Here is a 23,043-nt window from a genome sequence, read left to right as displayed (position 1 = left end):
AACTATATTTCAATAATTTCAAAGAACTTTTTCAGATTTTAATGGGACAGTAGTGGCTCTTCTTGTCAACAGATTCTCTGCGGTTGTTCATTACCTTTTGGTAAGAGACTATAAACGAACGCATTAGAAACAAAAAAGCGTTTTTTAATCGTACGTTTAATGAACACCTATTTCAAGCCTTTACAAAGCACATTCGGAAAGCTAAAAACAAGAAAAATTTAACTGATTATACATGCTTCATATACTACTGATATTCAACGCAATGCGACTATTGCCATTCCTCGTCAGGAACATTTTTCTATCAAACATTTTGTCATTACAAAAAACGTATCTATCTTTGCGTTCATTAAACGTACGTTTTTTAAACAGTATATCATCCTATATATCAACCACTTAAAATTAATTCCCACACATTTTTCTCCAAGTCCCCCTATTTCTCTCCTACTTTTTACACTTTCGCATTTTTTAACCAGATTAAAAAACGGTTAAACGAACGAAGAATTACACAAATGAAAGAACTCAAAAAAAGAAGCATCTCAACAGTAACGAGCAGAGAAGCATGTCGTATCAATCTGATACACAGAAACCAAGAACAACGAAAGTAAAAGAACACTGCTCCATAGTGGATGAAAAGCTATTGGCAGAACGGGTTTACTACGGAATCCAGACCCATGTTTATGTAGGTTACTTAAAAGCCTTTAAATCAGGCTATTTTGAAGGCACAAAAATCAGGAGAATAACGGATATAGCCAAGTTGCTCGTAGCATCCGAAAACTTCACAAAGAGAGCCAGAGGAGAGCAAAACCCTTTGACTTACAGCACCATAATCACCGAATTGGAGAAGGTATGGGTCATCATAAAACGGGAAGACACCACACTGATTGACCCATACGGATATGATGTAAGGATAAATCACTGATAGTTCAGCACCCGGAAAGGCAGTAATTTTGCCGCCGTCAGCAACCGGACAGAAGGGCTACACCTTTCTCGTCGGATGGTGTAGCCTCAACAAGGCAAGGGCGTAGCCATCCGTACTGAAAGGAGTAGCCCTTTTTCATTGCTGATTATCATACATTCACTAACCCTAAAAACATAAAAAATGGGAAAAGAAAAAACTGAATTTGAGGAGAAATTTGTATCCAAAACAGAAAAAACAAAAAAGCTATGGGAAAAACGGATTACAGAAAACACGACATTAAGCATGGAGTCTGTACAATGAAATGAAAGCCCGCATCGTAATACCCGGAAAGTACATACTGAAATTACTCAGGGGAGAGAGTTAATAATACAAGAAAAATAGAACATTTAGCGGTAATCCCAATGAATTACCGCTATCTTTTTACTCAATACGTTTAATAACTAGAATTTCTTGTTTCTTCGCCCCTTCCACAGTCTAGTCATATCCTCCAGCGTCTTGCCTTTTGTCTCTGGTACGAGTTTCCAGACAAACAGTGCAGCTATCACACAAATGATTCCGTATAAGCCGTAGGCAAACATGTGCCCGAACTTGTCTCCCATATCTCCCAAAGTCATATTGTACATCGGCACGAAGGTGGCAGATACAATAAAGTTGAATATCCACTGGAAAGCCACGGCAATAGCTACTGCAGCACCACGAATGGTATTCGGGAAGATTTCAGCAATCAGCACCCAGCAGATGGGACCCCAACTGAACATGAACGAAGCACTATAAACCATGATGCTGACAACAGCCAACATTGGAGGAAGCCCTGCCACAACATTACAAAGGGCTACTCCGAAAGCACCTATCGCCATACCGATAGAACCCGAGATGAGCAGCGGTTTGCGTCCCCATTTCTCGACTGTAAAGACAGCCAGTAATGTAAACAGAATATTGATGATACCCATGATGACAGTCTGCACCATCGGGTTGCCCATCCCCATCGTTTCGAAGATACGCGGTGCGAAATAGAGTACGGCATTGATACCTACTGCCTGCTGGAATACGCTCAGCATGATACCGATGAAGATAACCATCCAGCCGTATGTGAAAAGTCTTTCCGTCTTTTCCTCTGCCGTAGCCTTGATTTGTGCCAGAATGACCTTTGCCTGAGCCAATCCATTGATACGGCTCAACACTTGGAGTGCCTTTTCATCCTTACCGCTCATGGCAAGATAGCGCGGCGTTTCGGGAACAAACAGTACAAGCAACGCAAAGATTCCTGCAGGAACGGCTTCGCTAACAAACATCAGACGCCATCCCGTCTCGGTGACCCATGCTGCCGCTTCGGGATTCAGAATCCGGTTAATTCCTTCAATGGCTTTTATCACCGGATTTGAATTCTCACCCAAAATGAGGAAGTTCACGAAGTAAACCACCAACTGGCCGAAAATAATGGCAAACTGATTCCATGACACCAGAGTCCCGCGAATATTGCTCGGTGCAATCTCCGCAATGTACATCGGACAAATGGCAGATGCCAAACCTACACCGACTCCTCCCAATACACGATAGAAATTGAATGCTACAAGCAGTGAATAGGAAGGGATACCATAATCAAAGAAAAGAAATTCCGGATTGTATGAGCCCAATGCCGACAGAAAGAACAAGACACCGGCTATGAAAAGAGAATTCTTACGTCCCAGATTGGATGCGAAGAACCCCGAAAGAGCACTACCGATGATACATCCGATAAGTGCGCTGGAAGAAGTGATGCCGTGAATCGCATCTGTGTAGACAAAATCAGAAGCACCCATAAAGAATGCTTGGATCCCTTTGTCGGCGCCGGATATAACTGCTGTATCGTAACCGAAAAGCAACCCTCCGATTACGGCTACAAGAACAATGGAAAAGAGGTAGAGTTTACTGCCTTTTTCTGTATAATTCATGATAATTTTGATTTAATTGATAATGGAAAATGAAGAATGGATAATTAGGATTATCGACAGTTTGGCATAGTCACTGCATGGCAACTGTCAATTCTCCTAATTATCCATTAGATTAGCAGTACATGTTTACGATTGCCTCATACAGTTCCTGCTTGCCGCTGGTCTGTTTCGGCTCACCGTTAGCTTTCGCGTATGCCACCACATCTTCCAGCGTCAATTTGCCTTCTTCAAATTCCTTACCCTTGCCATTGTCGAAAGAAGCGTAGCGTTCGGCCAGCATCTTCTTATAAGGTGATTCTTCGAGCAGTTTGGCTGCGCTTTCCAAGGCACGTGCCATTACGTCCATACCGGCAATATGGGCGATGAAGATGTCTTCCAAGTCGGTAGAGTTACGACGGGTCTTGGCATCGAAGTTTGTACCACCGTTGCCGAAACCGTCGTTACGGATAATCTGCATCATGGCCTGGGTCAGTTCAAAGTTGTCGATGGGGAACTGGTCTGTATCCCAACCGTTCTGGTAATCACCACGATTGGCATCGATGGAACCGAGCATGCCGTTGTCTACGGCTACTGCAAGTTCGTGCTCGAAGGTGTGGCCTGCCAAAGTAGCGTGGTTCACTTCGATATTCACTTTGAAATCTTTGTCCAGATTGTGAGCCTTCAAGAAACCAATAACGGTCTCGGTGTCTACATCATACTGGTGTTTTGTAGGTTCCATCGGTTTCGGTTCAATCAGGAAAGTACCTTTGAAGCCACGGGCACGGGCATAGTCACGGGCAATGGTCAACATCTGTGCAAGATGCTCCTTCTCACGCTTCTGGTCTGTATTCAGCAATGACATGTAGCCTTCGCGCCCGCCCCAGAATACATAGTTTGAACCTCCCAGTTCGATGGTGGCGTCGATGGCATTCTTGATTTGGACGGCAGCGCGTGCCACTACATCAAAATCAGGGTTGGTGGCTGCACCATTCATATAGCGTGCATGACCGAATACATTGGCGGTACCCCACAACAGCTTGATGCCGGTTTCAGCTTGCTTTTGCTTGGCATACGCCACAATTTTCTTCAGGTTGGCTTCGTATTCTTCAATGCTCTCGGCTTCTTCGCATAGGTCTACATCGTGGAAGCAATAATATTCGATACCCATTTTCTGCATGAATTCAAAACCGGCATCCATCTTGTTCTTGGCGGCCTGAACCTTGTCTGCCTCACCGTTCCAAGGGAATTTCTTTGTCCCGCCACCGAACTGGTCACCGCCTTCTGCACAAAGAGTGTGCCACCATGCCATGGCGAACTTCAGCCATTCGCTCATTTTCTTACCCATAATAACTTTATCGGCATCATAGTAACGGAATGCCATGGGATTCTTGCTCTCTTTACCTTCGAATTTAATCTTCCCTATTCCGGGAAAATACTCTTTTGTTGCCATAAGAATTTAATGTTTTAATGTGAGAATACGCTAATGACAGACATATTCATCACGAGGTTAATTATTTAATTTATTGTTTTGATATACTAACATAATTAATGTACCACTATGCTAATGGCCTGCGGTGTGATAGCACAACATAAACATGACGCAGTCAATTAGCATATCAGACAGTGTTTCCAGCGTGCATATGCATCGGCATAAGCCTGTCGGTCTGCCACTTTCGGCTCTATCACCTCGAGTTTCTCAAGCGTGACAAATGCTTCGTTGTTGTCTTTGTATATACCCACACCGATTCCTGCACCTTTGGCGGCACCGACAGAACCGTCGGTATCATACAGTTCAATGACAGCTCCCGTCACACCGGCCAATGTCTCGCGAAATAGCGGGCTAAGGAACATATTAGCCTTGCCGGCATGAATTTTCTGCACGGGGATGCCCATTTGCTCCATGATGTCGATTCCATATTTGAAGGAAAAAACGATGCCCTCTTGTGCTGCACGGATAATATGTTGTTTGCCGTGCTGGTTGAAGTTGATGCCATGAATAGAGCAACCTATTTCCTTGTTCTCCAGCATACGCTCCGCACCGTTCCCAAAAGGCAAGATGCTGATGCCTGCACTGCCAATAGGAGCTTGTGCAGCCAGCTGATTCATATCATTGTAAGAGATGCCTTCGGGAGCAACGGTGCGCTTCACCCACGAATTGAGAATGCCCGTACCGTTGATGCACAGCAGGACGCCCAAACGGGTTTGCCCGGCAGCATGGTTGACGTGTGCAAAGGTGTTGACACGTGATTTGGGATCATAATTCACTTCACCATTCACGCCATATACCACTCCAGAAGTACCGGCGGTAGAGGCTATCTCACCGGGATTGAATACATTGAGGGAAAGAGCATTGTTGGGTTGGTCGCCGGCACGGTAAGTGATAGGCGTACCTTCTTTCAAGCCCAGTTCTGCGGCAGCAGCTGCATTGACACGTCCCTGCTCAGAGAAAGTCGACTTGATGTCCGCAATCAGAGAGGAGTCGAATCCATAATAGTCCATCAGAAAGTCTGCAACCCGGTTGTTCTTGAAATCCCAGAACATTCCTTCGGACAAACCGGACACGGTGGTACAGATGGTGCCACTCAACTTCATGGCGATATAGTCGCCCGGCAGCATTATCTTATGAATCTTTTCGTAAACGGAAGGCTCATTTTCCTTAATCCAGGCCAATTTGGAGGCTGTGAAGTTACCTGGAGAATTCAGCAGATGTGAAAGACAAGTCTCCTCTCCCAATGTCTCGAATGCTTTTTGTCCGTAAGATACAGCTCTGGAGTCGCACCAGATAATGGCGGGACGCAATACCTGCTGATTTTTATCTACGCATACCAAGCCATGCATCTGATATGAGATACCGATTGCTTTGATGTCTTCTGCGTCTACCCCCGATTCTGCCAGTATAGCTTGTGTAGCCAGCTTTAGATTTCCCCACCAATTTCCGGGATCTTGCTCTGCCCAGCCGGGCTTTACTGCCATTATTTCCGCTTCAGTCTTGGGAAAGAAGGCAGACGATACGCATTTGCCGCTTTCCGCATTTACCAGACTCGCTTTTACAGACGAGCTGCCAATGTCATAACCTAATAAATACATTCCTATCAATTAAAATTAAAGAATTAACAATTAAAATCGGGAGAATTACCGTCTAACCTTACTGTATATCTTTTTGTCGAAACGGTAGTAGCGTGCCGCCCGGTGGGCCACGCCTTGCTGCTTTTCTTCCAAAGGGACGACATACTCCATCAGAGCTATCTTTTTATGGAAATTGCGTACGTCGTACTGCTTGTCGTACACCAGTTCGTACAGAGTGCGAAGCTGGGATGCTGTAAATTTACGCGGCAACAAGTCGAACAGCGAAGACGGGTTGAACTCGACGTACTGGCGGACATAGGTAATGGCTTCCTTGATAATCAGATTGTGGTCGAATGCCAGAACCTTTATATCCGGCATGGCTACCCAACTAGCTTGATAATCGTCCAAACCACGGTTCAATGCGCGGTCTATCTTCACCAGAGAAAGATAGGCTATGGTAACAATGCGTTCTACCCTTGACTGCATGGCACGCTCCAGCCAATGCACATCTTTGGGGTCTTTCGTGCGGTTTTTTGAACCGAATGCCTTGAACTGCATCAAGTTGACGTTCTTCAGTCCCGTCAATTCATTCAATACCCGTTTGGCAGCTTCATCCAAATCCTCATCCATGTAAATCAAACTTCCGGGAAGTTTCATATCATGGAAGACTTCTCCTTGTTCCTCTCCTGCACGCTTAACCAGCAGAACCTTCAGCTGTTCTCCGTCAAAACCAATCACCACACAGTCCACAGAGATATGATTGTTTGCCAACGGTGTTTTTTGTTCTATGTTTTGCATAATATGTCTCTTTAAGCGCTACAAATATAAACAGGTTTTTCCAATTCACAATAAAGGAAAATAATATTTTTGCAATACTACAAAGCATTATTTTTCAAACAAATACATATCTTACTTTATACAATATCATTTTAGGATATTATCGTATAAGATACAATATGTAATTTACAAGAATACACAGGGGGCTAATTGTAGGAAGCACGATAATGAGGAAGTATTTCATTTATAAGTATTTCAGCATTCGGGCACCATAGAAGTTCCAGACATACATATTGTATTTTAGCTTTTCCCTAAAAGTAAGGGTATTGCACAAAAATATCCGTTTGTGCGGTGAATATCAGAAAAACCTCTACCTTTGCAGCACTTTTTATTTAAACACTAAAAAACGAGTAAATATGAAAGCATTTGTATTTCCGGGGCAAGGTGCCCAATTCGTTGGCATGGGAAAAGACCTGTACGAAAATTCGGCATTAGCCAAGGAACTTTTTGAGAAAGCAAATGATATCCTCGGATATCGTATCACTGATATTATGTTCAACGGGACAGATGAAGACCTGCGTCAGACTAAAGTGACCCAACCTGCCGTATTCCTTCATTCCGTTATTTCCGCCCTCTGCATGGGCGATGACTTTAAGCCGGAAATGACCGCCGGTCATTCACTGGGCGAATTCTCCGCATTGGTTGCTGCCGGTGCACTGAGCTTTGAAGATGGTCTGAAACTGGTGTATGCCCGTGCCATGGCTATGCAAAAGGCTTGCGAGGCACACCCCTCCACCATGGCAGCCATCATTGCCCTGCCGGATGAAAAGGTAGAGGAAATCTGCGCCCAGGTAAGTGCCGAAGGTGAAGTTTGCGTGGCAGCCAACTATAACTGTCCGGGACAGATTGTAATCTCCGGTTCCATAGAAGGTATCAACAAGGCTTGCGAGCTGATGAAGGCCGCAGGTGCCAAGCGTGCTTTGCCGTTAAAGGTAGGCGGTGCATTTCACTCTCCGTTGATGGACCCCGCCAAAGTTGAATTGGAAGCAGCTATCAATGCAACAGAAATCCATGCTCCGAAGTGCCCCGTATATCAGAATGTAGACGCTATGCCTCATACTGACCCGGCAGAAATCAAGAAGAACCTAGTGGCTCAGCTGACGGCATCGGTACGTTGGACACAGACAGTGAAGAACATGGTTGCCAATGGTGCTACCGATTTTACAGAATGTGGTCCCGGTGCAGTGCTGCAGGGTCTTATCAAAAAGATTGCACCGGAAACAATAGCTCACGGGATTGCATAATTCTTTAAATTCAATATTTTTCAAGGCTGTCTTTCTCCAAATAGACAGCCTTTCTTGTTTTAGTGAATCATTTCTTTATGTTTGCCACTGACAGCAAAAAAAATAGGATATATGGAAAAGATAATGGAATTCAGAAATACCTTGGCAGTTCCTATTCATAAGTTGTCGATAGACTCTCTGGTACACGAGGTATGCCTCTGCCCCGAGTATTTTGCAGATATATACCGATTGACATACGACGCGAAACAGACAGTATCATGGCGGGCTATATGGGTATGCGAGAAATTGAGCGAAATCCATCCCGACTGGTTCATTCCACTGTACGATGAAATCATTCAACGGCTGATAGACTGTACACACGACGGTTCCAAACGTCTCCTATTATCTATACTGTATAATACTCCCATCACTGCTCCACTCTCCATCAATTTGCTGAATTACTGTCTGAATCACATGCTGTCTCCGCACGAAAGCATAGGAGTGCAAGCCCTTTCTATCAGAATGGCCTATCTGCTTTGCAGGAAAGAGCCGGAACTGCTGCAGGAATTACAACTGATACTGGAAAACACAGAACCTGGTTTATATTCAACAGGAGTCAGAACCACTATTCGGAATATACTGAAAAAGATACATGCTACAAAAAAGCGCGAATAAACAAAAAGTAATTGCTGCAATAAAAAAGTACGTTCTTTTGTTTTTTATTTCCGTTTTTCCCTTACCTTTGTTGCTGTAAAGACAAAGGGGTGCCCTGACGGGCTGAGATTATACCCTCGAACCTGATGCAGTTAGTACTGCCGTAGGAATTGGATATTTCTTTCTTCACTGAACTTGCCGTTACAGCACTTCTTTGTATTTACTTCCATTGTTTTATTTCTTTAATGAACAGAAAAATGAAAGTATTGGTCAACAACAAGGAAGTGAAAACCGGCGCCACTACCCTTTCACAACTTATTGAGGAACTTGCCCTATCGGTGCAAGGCATTGCCGTGGCCGTGGACAATCGTATTGTTCTCCGCACGGAATGGACAAAATGTGCCCTGAGGGAATATATGTCCATCATCATCATCAAAGCAGCTTGCGGAGGATAAGGAAGATGAAGGACGAAAAACTGAAAAACGGAGGGATACAGTTCATTACGCATTATACGGAACGATATTCGTATTCGGATGCTGCACGCATAGCCCTCGAAGGCGGTTGTCGCTGGGTGCAGCTGCGCATGAAAGACACACCGGTGGAAGTGATAAAACCCGTAGCCTTAGAGGTGCAAGCCCTTTGTCGGCAATACGGAGCCACTTTCATCGTTGACGACCATGTGGAACTGGCAAAGGAGTTGCATGCCGACGGTGTACATCTTGGAAAGAAAGATATGCCCATAGCCGATGCACGCCTGATGCTGGGCGAAGAGTACATCATAGGCGGTACTGCCAATACTTTTGAAGATGTACTGCAACACTACAAGGACGGTGCCGACTACATTGGCTGCGGCCCCTTCCGCTACACCGCGACCAAAAAGAATCTAAGCCCGATATTGGGACTGGAAGGATATACAACTATCATCCGCCGGATGCAGGAGAAGAATATACACCTTCCGATAGTAGCCATCGGTGGAATAACCATAGCGGATATTCCCGCCATCATGCAGACGGGCGTAAGCGGAATCGCCCTTTCCGGTACGGTACTGCATGCAGACAGTCCGGCAGATGAAATGAAAAGAATCATGAATTTATAAAATGAAGGAGTTATCGAAAAACACAATACTGATATGGAAAAATTAATGATTGCGGGACGTGAATTCAACTCCCGTCTGTTTTTGGGAACCGGGAAGTTCAATTCCGATGAAGTGATGGAGCAGTCTATCCTGACATCCGGTACAGAAATGGTGACAGTGGCCATGAAACGCATCGAACTGGATAATAAGGAGGATGATATGCTGATGCACATACAGCATCCCGGCATCCAGCTTTTACCCAACACTTCCGGCGTGCGCAATGCCGAAGAAGCTGTTTTTGCCGCACAGATGGCGCGTGAGGCTTTTGGCACGAACTGGCTGAAACTGGAGATACACCCCGACCCCCGCTACTTGTTGCCGGATTCCGTGGAAACGCTGAAAGCTACGGAGGAATTAGTCAAGTTAGGATTTGTGGTACTGCCCTATTGCCAAGCCGACCCCACGCTGTGCAAGAGGCTGGAAGAAGCTGGTGCCGCCACCGTCATGCCGCTGGGTGCTCCTATCGGCACAAACAAAGGACTGCAAACAAGGGATTTTCTGAGAATAATCATTGAGCAAGCCAATATCCCCGTAGTGGTGGATGCCGGTATCGGTGCCCCGAGCCATGCGGCAGAAGCTATGGAAATGGGCGCTTCGGCTTGCCTGGTGAATACTGCCATCGCAGTAGCAGGCGACCCCGTGGCTATGGCGGTAGCTTTCAAGCAGGCTGTAGAGGCAGGGCGCATGGCATACGAAGCAGGTCTGGGCATACAAGCCGATAATTTTGTTGCGGAAGCCAGCTCACCGCTGACAGCATTCTTGAACTTATAACCTGATAATGAAATGAACCAGAAGATAAAATTCCCCCGTTCCGAGAAAGTATATTTGCCGGGTACTTTGTTTCCCGAATTGCGCGTAGCTATGCGCAGAGTGGAACAAGTGCCCAGCACGAACTTCGTAGATGGAGAAAAAGTAATTACTCCTAACCCCGAAGTGTATGTGTATGATACCAGCGGACCGTTCAGCGACCCGACCATCGAAGTGGATTTAAAGAAAGGACTGCCCCGCTTGCGCGAACCATGGATACTGAAGCGCGGCGATGTGGAACAGCTTCCCGAAATAACGTCGGAGTATGGACGCATGCGCCGCGATGACAAGTCGCTCGACTCTCTGCGTTTTGAGCATATCGCCCTGCCTTACCGTGCTCTTCAAGGAAAATGCTGCACACAGATGTACTACGCCAAGCAAGGTATCATCACGCCTGAAATGGAATATGTGGCGATTCGCGAGAACATGAACTGCGCAGAGCTGGGAATAGAGACACACATCACACCGGAGTTTGTACGCCGGGAGATTGCTGCCGGACGCGCCTTGCTTCCTGCCAACATCAACCACCCCGAAGCGGAGCCGATGATTATAGGCCGCAACTTCCTGGTGAAGATAAATACCAATATCGGTAACTCCGCCACTACCTCCAGCATTGAAGAAGAAGTGGAAAAGGCATTGTGGAGCTGTAAATGGGGCGGTGACACGCTGATGGATCTCTCCACCGGAGAGAATATCCACGAAACGCGCGAATGGATTATCCGTAACTGTCCCGTTCCGGTAGGCTCTGTCCCCATCTACCAAGCCCTGGAGAAAGTGAACGGCAAAGTGGAGGACCTTACTTGGGAAATCTACCGCGATACCTTGACTGAACAATGCGAGCAGGGAGTGGATTATTTCACCATCCATGCCGGTATACGCCGCCATAATGTACATCTGGCCGAGAAAAGGTTGTGCGGTATCGTGAGCCGTGGCGGCAGCATCATGAGCAAATGGTGCTTGGTGCACGACCGCGAGAGTTTCCTTTACGAACACTTTGATGACATTTGCGATATTCTGGCACAGTATGATGTGGCCATCTCTTTGGGAGACGGGCTACGTCCGGGGGCTACGCACGATTCTAACGATGAAGCGCAGTTTGCAGAACTCGACACGATGGGCGAGCTCGTGCTACGTGCTTGGGACAAGAATGTGCAGGCTTTCATCGAAGGTCCCGGTCACGTGCCCATGCACAAGATTAAAGAAAATATGGAACGCCAGATAGAGAAATGCCATGATGCGCCTTTCTATACACTCGGTCCTATTGTGACGGACATCGCACCCGGCTACGACCACATTACTTCTGCCATCGGTGCGGCACAGATAGGTTGGCTGGGCACGGCGATGCTCTGCTACGTCACTCCCAAAGAACATCTGGCACTGCCCGATAAGGAAGATGTGCGTGTTGGTGTCATCACCTATAAAATAGCCGCCCATGCCGCCGATTTGGCAAAAGGGCATCCTGGAGCACAAGTGCGTGACAATGCACTGAGCAAAGCGCGTTATGAATTCCGCTGGAAAGACCAGTTTGACTTGTCACTCGACCCGGAACGCGCGTTCAGCTATTTCCATGCAGGAAAACATGTGGATGGAGAGTACTGCACGATGTGCGGACCAAACTTCTGCGCAATGCGATTGTCGAGGGAGTTGAAAAAGAAATAAACAGGAGGCACATTGTCATATTAAATCATTTATTTATCATAGAACACTATGTTTTCAGACGAGTTAGAAAATATATCCTGGGAGGAAACCACGGAGCGTATCCATGCCAAGACGGATGCAGACGTACGCCGTGCACTCTCCAAAGAGCACTGTAACGTAGAGGACTTCATGGCCCTGGTGTCACCCGCCGCCACTCCCTACCTGGAAACGATGGCGCGTTTGAGCAAGAAGTATACCGAGGCGCGTTTCGGGAAAACCATCTCCATGTTCGTGCCTCTCTACATTACCAATTCCTGCACCAATTCCTGCGTGTATTGCGGTTTTCATATCAGCAATCCCATGCCGCGCACCATATTGACGGAAGAAGAAATCGTGAACGAGTATAAAGCCATCAAGAAGCTGGCACCTTTCGAAAACCTGCTGTTGGTGACGGGAGAAAACCCGGCAAAAGCAGGCGTGCACTACATAGCCCGTGCACTAGACCTGGCAAAACCCTACTTCAGCAATCTGAAAATAGAAGTGATGCCCTTAAAAGCGGAAGAGTATGCAATGCTGAAAGAGCACGGCATGAATGGCGTGATTTGTTTTCAAGAAACTTACCACAAAGCAAACTACAATATTTATCATCCACGCGGCATGAAGTCCAAATTTGAATGGCGTGTCAATGGTTTCGATCGTATGGGGCAGGCGGGTGTCCACTCCATCGGCATGGGAGTGCTCATCGGTCTGGAAAAGGAATGGCAGACGGACATTACCATGATGGCTTATCATCTACGCTATCTCCAGAAACATTACTGGAAAACGAAATACAGTGTCAATTTTCCGCGTATGCGTCCTTCGGAGAATGGAGGTTTTCAGCCTAATGTCGTCATGAGCGACCGCGAACTGGCACAGGTCACTTTTGCCATGCGCATCTTCGACCACGATGTGGACATCTCCTACTCCACCCGTGAGCCTGCCGATATACGCGACCACATGGCGACTCTCGGTGTGACCACCATGAGCGCCGAAAGCAAGACCGAACCGGGAGGATATTACAGCTATCCGCAAACGCTGGAACAGTTTCATGTCAGCGACGAGCGCAAGGCTGTGGAAGTGGACAAAGCACTGAAACGTCTGGGACGAGAACCGGTGTGGAAAGATTGGGATGCGAGTTTTGATTTGAAGGCTTTCAAGTGATAAGCGAATGAATATCTCTGTATCCCATTTACAAAACTTCAATAACAATGAGCAAATGAACCGATACGACAGACAAATATCCCTGCCTGAGATAGGAAAAGCCGGACAAGAGAAACTGCGCAATGCCAAGGTATTGATAGTCGGCGTGGGAGGATTGGGTTCTCCCATTGCCTTCTATCTGGCGGGGGCAGGAGTCGGAACGCTGGGATTGGTAGATAATGACAAGGTCAGCATCAGCAACCTTCAACGTCAGGTTTGGTACACTGAAGCTGACGTTGGCGATTCCAAACCTCTATGCTGCGCCCGCCGAGTACTGGGGTTGAACAGCACCATAAAAGTGGAAGCATACCCCTTCCGTCTGGACAAAAAGAATGCCGGGGAACTGATAAAAGACTATGATATAGTGGTAGACGGATGCGATAACTTTACTACCCGTTACTTGCTGAATGACACATGCAATGCCTTGAGCAAGCCCTATGTCTACGGTGCCATCCAAGGCTTCGAAGGCCAAGTATCCGTCTTTTGTTGCGGTGAAGGCGCGAAAACCTACCGTGACCTCTATCCGGATGAAGAAGGGACACTGCTCATGCCGTCTCCGGACAAATCGGTTATCGGTGTGACTCCTGCCATTGTGAGTAGCGTAGAAACCAACGAGGTGCTGAAACTTATTTGCGGCTACGGCGAAGCGTTGGCAGGAAAACTATGGACGATTGATCTAAGAACCATGCAGTCGTATATTCTCTCATTATAGACAAATATTCGTAAAGATATGACACTGATAGTCATTACCACACCGCAATTCTTCAAAGGAGAGGCAGCGGCAGTTACCTCCTTATTCCGAAACGGATTGGAAATACTCCACCTGCGCAAGCCGGAATCCTCGGCTGAAGAGATTGATAGTTTTCTTCGACAGTTACCGGTGGAATATATGTCGCGCATTGTCACACACGAACAATTCCAACTGACATCCGTCTTCGGTCTGAAAGGAATTCATCTGAACGGACGCAATCCGCAGATGCCTGCCGGATATACGGGACATGTCAGTTGCTCTTGTCACTCTCTTGAAGAAGTGTTGAAACATAAATCAGATTGCAACTATGTATTCCTTAGCCCTATTTATGACAGTATATCCAAAGAAGGCTACTCTTCCGCTTATTCCTCCGATACTTTGAAGAAAGCGCAGCAGGCAGGTATTATCGACTCAAAGGTGATGGCATTGGGCGGCATCAGTCTGGAACATCTTCAGGAAATAACCTCTTTAGGTTTCGGAGGTGCCGCCCTATTGGGAGATATTTGGCAGCAGACGGAAGAAGATTTTCTCCCCCACTTCCTCCACCTAAAACAATTTTTCTGTCCCCCCAGACTGTCCCCCTTTAATTTTTAATTTTCCCATGCTTCCTCCTACTATCCTTTCTATTGCCGGTTCCGACTGTTCGGGCGGTGCGGGCATACAAGCAGATATAAAGGCCATTTCTGCTTTAGGCAGTTATGCCGCTTCCGTTATCACGGCTGTTACTGCACAAAACACACTGGGAGTACAATCGGTTTATCCGATACCTGCAGATATGGTCAGGGCACAAATCATATCCGTAATGGATGATTTACAACCGGATGCCGTCAAGATAGGTATGGTACATGATGCCGGTATCGTAACTGTCATCGCCGGATGTCTCAAAAAATACTGTCCGAAATTTGTGGTGTATGATCCGGTCATGGTATCAACCAGTGGACGGTGTTTGATGACCGAAGAAACCATCCGTGCCATTAAGGTAGAATTGTTTCCGCTATGCACTCTCGTCACTCCCAACCTGAGTGAAGCGAGCTTGCTATGGGGGCAGGTCATTACCGACACTGTGGAGATGCAGCAAGCAGCCCGTGAATTATCCGGCAGATACAATACCGCCGTCCTCATCAAAGGCGGACATTTGGAAGGTAACAACATGTGCGACGTACTTTATTACCAGCAACCTTCTGCCGGGGCTGACGACCTGCCATCCGGGTGCATCCTCTACTCCACCCCAAAAATAGAAAGCCGCAATCTGCACGGCACGGGGTGTACCCTTTCATCTGCCATAGCTACATTCCTTGCCGGGGGCAGCAAGCTCGATGAAGCAGTCCGTAAGGCTAAAGAGTATATAAGTACTGCGATAAACCAAGGGAAAGATATGAATATAGGACATGGGAACGGTCCGTTATGGCACTTCCCTTTGTCGGAATAGGAATAGGCCGAAACGCATTATCTGTTTACCCTAAACACATTATCTATCAGCCTCCGGTACATTATGTATTTGACGCTAACGGATAATGCGTTTCGACGAGCCTGCTGCTTAATAGCGTATACCCAGAATTTTCTTGGCATCGTCTTTCTTGAACAGTGAATCAATGATGTCTAAAATCGCTTCGTAGTTTTCCGGATCTGCGATATTGGAGGCGAATATTCTGAGAACTTTCATCTTGTCGTCATCAAAAGTATACAGTGCCATCAGACTGGCGCATTGCGCACAGTTCAGACTGTTGTTTCGGGCAACGGTTCTCATCATTTCAATTTGATCATCCTTGAAAGGGCGGGACTTCACCCTTTCATAAAAATGCCGGAAGTCTTCGGGATGCATCCCCTTGACGTAAACCGGAACTGGAGAATCTATCACAACTCCACCGGAAACTACCGGCAACGTACATGGCTCTCTGGAGAATGAATCCATCGCAACGACTCTTCCACCTTCAAAAGTCACGACAATCTGAGTTCGGGTAATATTACTTTTACCGGACAGCACTCTGGAATATTCCCATTCTTCTATATCCCGGTCGAAGCGGCGATATTCGGGAGTTCCCAATATCTTGGTGACTTCCTGCCTACTCATCCCTTTCTGGATACTGTTCAACACATCTGCCTTAGCATCATAAAACAAACTGGAACAACTGGTGAATCCCATCGTCATTACCAGTCCCGCAATAATTAGTCTAATTGTCTTCATCTTATCGAGTTTTTAGTTGTAGCAAAGGTAAGAAGAAACATGGATACACCTCTTATTATCCCCCTATTTGTGAAAAGGGATTTCCCTACTTTTTTAGCCATATACCTAAATAATATGGAAATAATCCGCTATTTTTGCAGATACTATCACTATAAATAGGTAAAACACATGGAAAAAGCAAAAGTATACTACTCTGACTTGCGTACCTCCCCTACATCCAATCTTTTGGATAAAATGGAACGCTTGCTGAAGAGGGCAGGCATCGAGCAGCTTCCTTTGAAAGACAGCTTTGCTGCCATTAAAATCCATTTCGGCGAACCCGGTAATCTGGCATACTTGCGTCCCAATTATGCAGCTCGAATGGCAACCCTGCTCCGCAGCCTGGGAGCCAAACCTTTCCTGACGGACTGCAACACACTGTATTCCGGTCGTCGTGCCAATGCCGTAGACCACTTGCAAAGCGCGATGGAAAACGGCTTCAACCCCATTTCGGCCCAGTGCCAAGTCATTATCGGCGACGGACTGAAGGGAACGGACTACCGCGAAATCCCTCTGAACGGAGAATATTGTCCGGCGCCAAAAATCGGTGCAGCAATAGCCGACGCCGATATTGTAATCAGCATGAACCACTTCAAGGGACACGAACAAGCCGGCTTTGGCGGTGCTTTGAAGAATCTGGGCATGGGATGTGCCAGCGTAGGCGGAAAGCTGGAACTGCACTGCGCCTCGCAACCCAAGATTGATGTGGAAAACTGCATAGGCTGCAACATCTGCGTGAAGCACTGCGCACACGACGCCGTGCACCTCAATACCAGCCGCAAGGCAGAAATAGACTACACCAAATGCGTAGGTTGCGGACAGTGCGTAGCCCTCTGCCAGCACGACGGTGCCGTGATGGGAGCCGAAGACACTTCCGAGCGCCTGAACTACAAGATTGCTGAATATGCCCTCGCTGTCGTTATGGGCAAGCCCCATTTCCATATCAGCTTCATCATGAACGTATCTCCCGAATGTGACTGTTGGAACCACAACGATGCCGCCATCGTGCCCGACCTCGGCATTCTGGCTTCGGCAGACCCGGTTGCATTGGACAAGGCATGTGCAGACATGGTCATCCAAGCCCCGATACTGCACAGCAACAATCGCCTTGCCACGGCACACGAGCACGACGACTTGTGTGGACGCGACAAGTTCCACTTGATGCACCCTGACACAGACTGGCTTGCCGGATTGCGCCATGCCGAGAAAATCGGATTGGGAACCATGGAATATGAATTGATGAAAATTTAATTTAACTTTTTCAGCTTCAAGCAGTCACTATAAAAACAAATTTATCAACTAATACTTAATATTATACAAATGGAAACATCTGCAAAACTTTATTCTTTGCCTTTCAGCAACGTAAAGACCTATCTATTCGCCCTACTATTCGTGGCAGGAAACATCGCGCTACCGCAACTCTGTCATCTAGTCCCGACAGGCGGTCCGACGCTGCTTCCCATTTATTTCTTCACACTGATAGCTGCTTATAAATATGGTTTCAAGGTAGGTTTGCTGACGGCTCTCTTGTCTCCGGTCGTTAATCATCTGCTTTTTGCCATGCCTGCAGCAGCCGCGTTGCCGGCCATACTTATAAAGTCCGGTCTGCTAGCCGGAGCCGCCGCTCTTGCTGCACGCTATGCCAAGAATATCTCTTTATCGGCATTGCTGGGTGTAATCATCTCTTATCAAATTGTCGGTACAGCTTTTGAATGGGCGCTGTGCGATAATTTCTTTCTGGCTGTGCAAGATTTCCGTATGGGCATTCCGGGTATGCTGATTCAGTGGTTCGGAGGATATGCACTGTTGAAAGCAATCGCAAGAATCTAATCATCTTATATTATACGCCATACGGACAGCCCCACAACGCTGCAAGTAATGGCACAAGCTAAAAATGTTCTTGCCACCACGCCCAGTAAGGATAGAAGAGAAGCATCTGACACAGATGGGTGGTATTTATTAAAGAAAACAGCATTGTGCATATGTACGGAACAAGTTGCAGTGGTTGTGAGTATGTCTGCCCTGCCCGTCCTTTCCGCGCGGCATATATCGAGGGAAACAGCGTACAGCAGGAAGCTATGCCTTTTATTGAAAAGAAAGAAGAAGTACAAGTAGACGATTTGGGCTTTTAATTGAAGAATGTAGCGCTCATAGCATTCTTTTTCTGTCCTTCTTGGAATATTTTTCCGTTATTTTCCTTTCTCCCTACAATAAAATCATTAATTTCGTGCCGAACAATATATCATATTTTCAACATGGAAGTAGTAACGAACAACTGGTTCACTAAGAAATATCCAATAGGTTTTGCCTTGAGCGGCGGTTTCATCAAAGGCTTTGCCCATTTGGGTGCCATGCAATCTTTATTGGAACATGACATCAAGCCCAATATACTTTCCGGAGTCAGTGCCGGAGCCTTGGCCGGGGTATTCTACGCTGACGGCAATGAACCGCATAAAGTTCTTGACTACTTTGCCGGACACAAGTTTCAGGACTTGACCAAACTGGTGATTCCCAAAGTGGGATTATTTGAACTGGGAGAATTCATCGATTTCCTGAAAAGCAATTTGAAATCCCAAAAACTGGAAGAACTGCAAATTCCTCTGATTATTACTGCTACTGATTTGGACCATGGACGTCTGGTACATTTCCATAAAGGTGACATCGCCGAACGCATAGCAGCTTCGTGTTGCATGCCTGTATTGTTTGCTCCGGTCAATATAGACGGTACACATTACGTGGATGGAGGTCTGCTGATGAACCTGCCGACCTCTACCCTCCGCCGTATATGCGAGAAAGTGATTGCCGTGAATGTCAGCCCTCTGATGGCAACCAAGTATAAAATGAACATTGTGAGCATTGCCTTACGTTCCTATAACTTTATGTTCCGTTCCAACTCTTTTCCTGAACGCGAGAAGGCTGATTTGTTGATAGAGCCTTATAATCTGGAGGGATACAGCAATACGGAGCTGGAAAAGGCAGAGGAGATATTCATGCAAGGATATAATACGACCAATGATATATTGGAACGCCTGCTCATTGACAAAGGTAGCATTTGGAAAGAATAAAATAACCATTCTATAATATAGAAAACAAAGAAATGAATGACAAAAACAAATTGATTATTTATCAAGTGTTCACCCGACTATTCGGAAACAACAATAACCATTGCATCAATAATGGCAGCATCACCGAAAACGGATGCGGCAAGATGGCTGACTTTACAGCCAAGGCGTTGGGGGAAATCAAAAAACTTGGCGCTACACATATCTGGTACACGGGCATCATCGAGCATGCTACGCAAACTGACTACCGCCGTCACAATATCCAACCCGACCATCCGGCTATTGTGAAAGGTAAAGCCGGATCTCCCTATGCCATCAAGGACTATTATGATGTAGATCCGGATCTTGCCAAGGATGTACCGGAACGTATGAAAGAGTTTGAGAATCTGGTGCAGCGCACTCATCGAAGCGGTCTGAAGGTTATCATAGATTTCGTTCCCAACCACGTAGCTCGTCAATATCACTCGGATGCCCAGCCGGATGGCACCTCACAACTGGGTTCAAACGATGATACCAACTATGCATTCAGCCCATATAATAACTTCTATTATATCCCGAAATCGGAACTGCATGGCCAATTTGACATGAAAGGTGCAGCCGCCGAACCTTATAGGGAGTTTCCGGCAAAAGCTACCGGAAACAACCGTTTTGACGCTTATCCAAACATCACTGATTGGTACGAAACTATAAAGTTGAATTATGGAGTGGATTATCAGAACGGCGGAACTTGCCATTTCGACCCCATTCCCGACACATGGGCCAAGATGCTGGATATCATGCTATTCTGGGCGGGAAAGGATATAGACGGTTTCCGCTGCGATATGGCCGAGATGGTTCCTGTAGAATTCTGGGAATGGGCAATTCCGCAGGTAAAGGAGCAATATCCCTCTCTGCTGTTTATAGCCGAAGTCTATAACCCGGGAGAATACAAAAATTACTTGTTTCGTGGCAAATTTGATTATTTATATGACAAAGTAGGACTTTATGATACATTACGAGCTGTTACTTGCGGATATGAATCGGCAACTGCCATCACCCGCTCTTGGCAAAGTCTGGGAGGTATAGAAAAACGCATGCTGAACTTCCTGGAAAACCATGACGAGCAACGCATCGCTTCCGACTTTTTTGCCAGTAACCCGCGCAAGGCGATTCCGGCACTCATTGTATCAGCCTGCATGAACACCAATCCGATGATGATTTATTTCGGTCAGGAGTTTGGTGAGCTGGGCATGGATAGTGAAGGTTTCAGCGGTCGGGACGGACGTACCACCATCTTCGACTATTGGAGTGTAGATGCTATCCGTCGCTGGCGCAATGGCGGCAAGTTTGACGGTAAGATGCTGACGGAAGACCAGAAACACCTATACAGCATTTATAAACGGTTGCTGACTCTTTGCAATGAGGAAAAAGCTATTTCCCAGGGAGATTTCTTCGATTTGATGTATGCCAATGTCAACGGATGGCGCTTTAATGAACATAAGCAATATACATTCCTGCGCAAATTTGAGAGAGACCTGCTGCTGTTCGTCGTGAACTTCGACCATATCTCAGCAGACCTTGCCATTAATATTCCTTCACATGCTTTCGACTTCTTGCAAATACCGCAAATAGACCAGCACAAAGCTACGGAGTTGCTCAGCGGAAAAGAAGAAAGCATAAGTCTGCTTCCCTACAAGGCTACCAATGTGTCCGTCGAAGGATATGGAGGAAAGATACTTAAGATAAAGCTATAATGGAGTCATAGCCCAGATGATTTCATAAAATCCGGCACTGGTTATGCGGAACAACACAGGTTTCATAATCATTTCGTAGTTTTCCGCATAATCAGCGCCAATTCTTTATTGGTTCTCTTCCATATACTCCTTCAGCCGATATAGCCGCGTGATGGCAGGATTATAAAATACATCAGGATAATGTGCATCTATATCACTCAAGTTAGCTTGCACAAAGCGTTTTACATCCACTATGTTCTCAGCATCAGATAATGTTACACTTTGAGGGAAAGATGTACTTTCTGCCCAAGCTATCAGCGATTTAACGCTATCTTCATCAAACTTATATTCGGTCATATTCTACATATTTTCTTGCAAAGATAGTGCAAACCGGATATAGAATAAAACGACCCGCTCATTTTTATGCAAAAGTTATCCTCATCTGCATGAACAAAATCCCAATTTGTTGTGTTATATAAATGTGTTTTTCATAGTATTAGATATAAGATTAATTAAAAGGACGTACCCGCTTGTGATAAGTAAGTACATCAAAAACAGAAGCGTCTGTTTGATTGATAAATGTGTAAGGAGCATCGGTTTACCAGAGCCGATGCTTTTTTTTACCCTTCTTTGTAGCATGTTAGAAATATTATCCGTAAATTTGGCAGATAATAAGGAAAGAATATGATATGAATATCCCTGTTATATTTCAATTTTTGAAAGAACTGTCTGCAAACAACAATCGTGAATGGTTCAATTCTCATCGGGAACTGTATGAATTCGCCCGTAGCGAGTTTGAGAACTTGCTTACAATAATTATCTCCCGTATCTCTTTGTTTGATGAAAGTATCCGCGGTATAGAAGCAAAGGACTGCACATACCGCATTTATCGCGATATACGCTTTTCCGAAGATAAAACTCCCTATAAGACCCATCTGGGAGGCTATATCAATGCGAAAGGAAAGAAGTCCAACCATTGTGGCTATTACGTGCATTTGGAGCCGGGAAACTGCATGTTGGCCGGTGGTAGTTATTGTCCTCCTCCGCCATTGTTAAGAGCTCTGCGACAAGCGGTATATGACAATATGGATGAGTTTCGTAGTATAGTGGAAGATTCCGCTTTCAAGCAATACTTTCCCGTCATCGGAGAAAATTTTCTTAAAACGGCTCCAAAAGGATTTCCAAAGGACTATCCCTATCTGAAATACCTTCAGTGTAAAGAGTATACAGTTGCCTGCTACCAACTGGATAGCTTCTTTCTTGCTCCAGACTTTTTGGATTGTATGGATGACATCTTCAAGCAGATGAAGCGTTTTTCCGATTTTGTGAATTACACCATAGACGACTTTGAATAATTTACCTATTATATAGTATAACTAACTTAAAACATTTAAATTATGGTTATAGACAGACTTGAAAACATAGAAAAATATACGTTGTTGCATCCTCTGTTTGAGCAGGCCATTGATTTTTTAAAATCACATGACCTGCACTCTTTGGAAATCGGCAAGACCGAACTGAGAGGAAAGGACTTGCTGGTCAACGTGGTCCAGACAAATCCAAAAGAAAAAGAGAATGCCAAACTGGAAACCCATAAAGACTATATTGATATCCAGATTCCATTATCCGGTACAGAGATAATGGGTTATACTGCTGCTAAAGACTGCCTCCCCGTTGATGCCCCCTACAATGCGGAAAAAGACATCACTTTTTTTGAGGGACTGGCAGAGGACTACATTACAGTAAAGCCTGGTATGTTTACCATCTTTTTCCCTCAAGATGGGCACGCCCCGGGCATTACTCCTTACGGTGTAAAGAAAGTGATTGTGAAAGTTAAAGCGTAAATTTATCAATATCCAAAACTCA

General features: G+C 45.8%; 23 protein-coding genes, 1 pseudogene and 1 riboswitch. Of the genes and pseudogenes, 18 read left to right on the top strand and 6 right to left on the bottom strand.

The features are described from left to right. Nucleotides 1-559: 559 nt before the first annotated feature. Nucleotides 560-919, top strand: a complete 360-nt coding sequence (locus E5355_RS13840) for a hypothetical protein (RefSeq protein WP_136010831.1) — start codon at nucleotides 560-562, stop codon at nucleotides 917-919. A gap of 440 nt (nucleotides 920-1,359) precedes the next feature. Here the strand turns inward: E5355_RS13840 and xylE are convergent, their stop codons facing one another. From xylE to E5355_RS13820, 4 genes are all read right to left on the bottom strand, one after another. Further along, nucleotides 1,360-2,850, bottom strand: a complete 1,491-nt coding sequence (gene xylE, locus E5355_RS13835) for a D-xylose transporter XylE (RefSeq protein ID WP_136010830.1) — start codon at nucleotides 2,848-2,850, stop codon at nucleotides 1,360-1,362. A gap of 112 nt (nucleotides 2,851-2,962) precedes the next feature. Continuing rightward, nucleotides 2,963-4,279, bottom strand: coding sequence for a xylose isomerase (gene xylA / locus E5355_RS13830; protein WP_136010829.1), 1,317 nt, complete (start codon nucleotides 4,277-4,279; stop codon nucleotides 2,963-2,965). A gap of 158 nt (nucleotides 4,280-4,437) precedes the next feature. After that, nucleotides 4,438-5,916, bottom strand: coding sequence for a xylulokinase (locus E5355_RS13825; protein ID WP_136010828.1), 1,479 nt, complete (start codon nucleotides 5,914-5,916; stop codon nucleotides 4,438-4,440). 45 nt (nucleotides 5,917-5,961) lie between these two features. Further along, nucleotides 5,962-6,693 carry an NUDIX hydrolase gene (locus E5355_RS13820; RefSeq protein ID WP_136010827.1) on the bottom strand — a complete coding sequence of 244 codons (732 nt, stop codon included), beginning with the start codon at nucleotides 6,691-6,693 and terminating at the stop codon, nucleotides 5,962-5,964. Nucleotides 6,694-7,088: 395 nt separating this feature from the next. Here E5355_RS13820 and fabD point away from each other — a divergent pair, with 395 nt between their 5' ends. From fabD to thiD, 10 genes are all read left to right on the top strand, one after another. Then, nucleotides 7,089-7,976, top strand: coding sequence for an ACP S-malonyltransferase (fabD, locus tag E5355_RS13815; RefSeq protein WP_136010826.1), 888 nt, complete (start codon nucleotides 7,089-7,091; stop codon nucleotides 7,974-7,976). 111 nt (nucleotides 7,977-8,087) lie between these two features. Further along, nucleotides 8,088-8,630, top strand: a complete 543-nt coding sequence (locus E5355_RS13810; protein ID WP_168354340.1) for a hypothetical protein — start codon at nucleotides 8,088-8,090, stop codon at nucleotides 8,628-8,630. Nucleotides 8,631-8,705: 75 nt separating this feature from the next. Beyond that, nucleotides 8,706-8,796: riboswitch (TPP riboswitch) on the top strand. A gap of 70 nt (nucleotides 8,797-8,866) precedes the next feature. Continuing rightward, complete coding sequence (thiS, locus tag E5355_RS13805) at nucleotides 8,867-9,064, top strand: sulfur carrier protein ThiS (RefSeq protein ID WP_136010825.1); 198 nt, start codon at nucleotides 8,867-8,869, stop codon at nucleotides 9,062-9,064. A gap of 5 nt (nucleotides 9,065-9,069) precedes the next feature. Next, a complete protein-coding gene (locus tag E5355_RS13800) occupies nucleotides 9,070-9,705 on the top strand; it encodes a thiamine phosphate synthase (protein WP_136010824.1) in 636 nt (211 codons plus the stop codon). Between the two features lie 33 nt (nucleotides 9,706-9,738). After that, complete coding sequence (locus tag E5355_RS13795) at nucleotides 9,739-10,515, top strand: thiazole synthase (RefSeq protein ID WP_136010823.1); 777 nt, start codon at nucleotides 9,739-9,741, stop codon at nucleotides 10,513-10,515. Between the two features lie 12 nt (nucleotides 10,516-10,527). Further along, nucleotides 10,528-12,210: a phosphomethylpyrimidine synthase ThiC gene (gene thiC, locus E5355_RS13790; protein WP_136010822.1), complete on the top strand. Its 1,683-nt coding sequence runs from the start codon at nucleotides 10,528-10,530 to the stop codon at nucleotides 12,208-12,210. Between the two features lie 48 nt (nucleotides 12,211-12,258). Beyond that, entirely contained in the window at nucleotides 12,259-13,389 is a 1,131-nt protein-coding gene (gene thiH / locus E5355_RS13785) for a 2-iminoacetate synthase ThiH (RefSeq protein ID WP_136010821.1), read from the top strand. A gap of 55 nt (nucleotides 13,390-13,444) precedes the next feature. Then, nucleotides 13,445-14,140, top strand: coding sequence for a HesA/MoeB/ThiF family protein (locus tag E5355_RS13780; protein ID WP_136010820.1), 696 nt, complete (start codon nucleotides 13,445-13,447; stop codon nucleotides 14,138-14,140). An 18-nt stretch (nucleotides 14,141-14,158) separates the two neighbouring features. Continuing rightward, entirely contained in the window at nucleotides 14,159-14,773 is a 615-nt protein-coding gene (locus tag E5355_RS13775) for a thiamine phosphate synthase (protein ID WP_136010819.1), read from the top strand. A 7-nt stretch (nucleotides 14,774-14,780) separates the two neighbouring features. Next, nucleotides 14,781-15,608 (top strand): bifunctional hydroxymethylpyrimidine kinase/phosphomethylpyrimidine kinase, encoded by an 828-nt coding sequence (thiD, locus tag E5355_RS13770; protein WP_136010818.1) that lies wholly within the window; start codon nucleotides 14,781-14,783, stop codon nucleotides 15,606-15,608. Nucleotides 15,609-15,716: 108 nt separating this feature from the next. On the opposite strand, the gene E5355_RS13765 is transcribed toward thiD, so the two are convergent. Beyond that, a complete protein-coding gene (locus E5355_RS13765) occupies nucleotides 15,717-16,364 on the bottom strand; it encodes a DUF4476 domain-containing protein (RefSeq protein WP_136010817.1) in 648 nt (215 codons plus the stop codon). 168 nt (nucleotides 16,365-16,532) lie between these two features. On the opposite strand from E5355_RS13765, the gene E5355_RS13760 reads away from it, so the two are divergent. The 5 genes and pseudogenes from E5355_RS13760 (at nucleotide 16,533) to E5355_RS13740 (ending at nucleotide 21,198) form a co-directional block, all read left to right on the top strand. Continuing rightward, a complete protein-coding gene (locus tag E5355_RS13760) occupies nucleotides 16,533-17,654 on the top strand; it encodes a DUF362 domain-containing protein (RefSeq protein WP_136010816.1) in 1,122 nt (373 codons plus the stop codon). Between the two features lie 69 nt (nucleotides 17,655-17,723). Then, nucleotides 17,724-18,233 carry an ECF transporter S component gene (locus E5355_RS13755; RefSeq protein WP_168354339.1) on the top strand — a complete coding sequence of 170 codons (510 nt, stop codon included), beginning with the start codon at nucleotides 17,724-17,726 and terminating at the stop codon, nucleotides 18,231-18,233. A gap of 82 nt (nucleotides 18,234-18,315) precedes the next feature. Then, nucleotides 18,316-18,535: pseudogene (locus E5355_RS13750) on the top strand (hydroxyacid dehydrogenase); the annotation flags it as partial. 123 nt (nucleotides 18,536-18,658) lie between these two features. Beyond that, a complete protein-coding gene (locus E5355_RS13745) occupies nucleotides 18,659-19,468 on the top strand; it encodes a patatin-like phospholipase family protein (protein WP_136010814.1) in 810 nt (269 codons plus the stop codon). A 32-nt stretch (nucleotides 19,469-19,500) separates the two neighbouring features. Then, nucleotides 19,501-21,198: an alpha-amylase family protein gene (locus E5355_RS13740; protein WP_136010813.1), complete on the top strand. Its 1,698-nt coding sequence runs from the start codon at nucleotides 19,501-19,503 to the stop codon at nucleotides 21,196-21,198. 105 nt (nucleotides 21,199-21,303) lie between these two features. Here the strand turns inward: E5355_RS13740 and E5355_RS13735 are convergent, their stop codons facing one another. Then, a complete protein-coding gene (locus E5355_RS13735; RefSeq protein ID WP_136010812.1) occupies nucleotides 21,304-21,534 on the bottom strand; it encodes a DUF6965 family protein in 231 nt (76 codons plus the stop codon). Between the two features lie 332 nt (nucleotides 21,535-21,866). On the opposite strand from E5355_RS13735, the gene E5355_RS13725 reads away from it, so the two are divergent. Both E5355_RS13725 and E5355_RS13720 read left to right on the top strand, forming a co-directional pair. Beyond that, nucleotides 21,867-22,532, top strand: coding sequence for a DUF2461 domain-containing protein (locus E5355_RS13725; protein WP_136010810.1), 666 nt, complete (start codon nucleotides 21,867-21,869; stop codon nucleotides 22,530-22,532). A gap of 42 nt (nucleotides 22,533-22,574) precedes the next feature. Beyond that, nucleotides 22,575-23,021: a YhcH/YjgK/YiaL family protein gene (locus tag E5355_RS13720; protein WP_136010809.1), complete on the top strand. Its 447-nt coding sequence runs from the start codon at nucleotides 22,575-22,577 to the stop codon at nucleotides 23,019-23,021. The last annotated feature ends 22 nt before the right edge of the window (nucleotides 23,022-23,043 follow it).

The organism is Bacteroides muris (ex Afrizal et al. 2022) (assembly GCF_004793475.1).
Taxonomy (GTDB): domain Bacteria; phylum Bacteroidota; class Bacteroidia; order Bacteroidales; family Bacteroidaceae; genus Bacteroides; species Bacteroides muris.
This window is presented reverse-complemented; position numbering and strand designations above follow the sequence as displayed.